Below are 715 nucleotides of genomic sequence, written 5' to 3'. Positions count from 1 at the left end.
CTTGTTCAAGCACCCATCCACAGCCTTGTCGATTGCGTCGCCGTCAACGTATTCCGCTAATCTACACAAGAGCGTCTGCGGTTGAGCGTAAATGGCGTTTTGGAGCGGTTCACACCCTCCACGGAGACACCACAGTCGCAGAGAATGGGGAGTTTCAGCGTTTTCAGAGCAACGTTGCTCGGATGCCCTTCGTCCCAATGGCAATCGAGCATCTGAATGTCTACACGCTCAAAACCGATAGACGCCGGTGTCGTCAACTCTGACCGTGCTACTCGTTCATCTTTAACCGCAGAAGTATAGACAAGAGCGCCCGTCGTTCTGGGTCCTTTTGGGTGCTTCTGAGTGCTTCTTGGAGAGTATGGGAGGGTACTGAGAGTGCGTCATTGACATCGGCAATGTTAGCCTTCAGACGTACCATCATGGCGATTGCCTTGGTTTAGATGGGTATGGTCGATAATACAGAAGACCGCTCTCTTGCGACCGATTCAGTACATGCCGGGCAAGAACCCGACCCCGCAACTGGTTCCCGCGCGCCGCCGATCTACCAGACCAGTTCCTATGTCTTCGATGACGCCGAAGATGCCGCCGCCCAGTTTTCGCTCGAAGAGCCGGGCTACATCTACTCCCGGTTGATGAATCCGACGCTCGAAACGCTGCAGGACCGCCTTGCGGCGCTCGAAAACGGTGTTGGAGCCGCTGTTACCGCGTCCGGGAT

Annotated in this window: 1 protein-coding gene; it reads left to right on the top strand. The window is 55.4% G+C overall.

Going from position 1 to position 715, the window contains the following annotated elements; translation table 11 throughout:
- Positions 1 to 446 precede the first annotated feature (446 nt).
- Positions 447 to 715: PLP-dependent transferase (locus tag PHA81_RS20835; RefSeq protein ID WP_273838805.1), on the top strand; the 269-nt coding region annotated here is incomplete at its 3' end.

It is taken from the genome of Halococcus sp. PRR34, assembly GCF_028617175.1.
Taxonomy (GTDB): domain Archaea; phylum Halobacteriota; class Halobacteria; order Halobacteriales; family Halococcaceae; genus Halococcus; species Halococcus salifodinae.
Note: the sequence above shows the minus strand (reverse complement) of the source record. Positions and strands in the feature narration are given on the sequence as shown.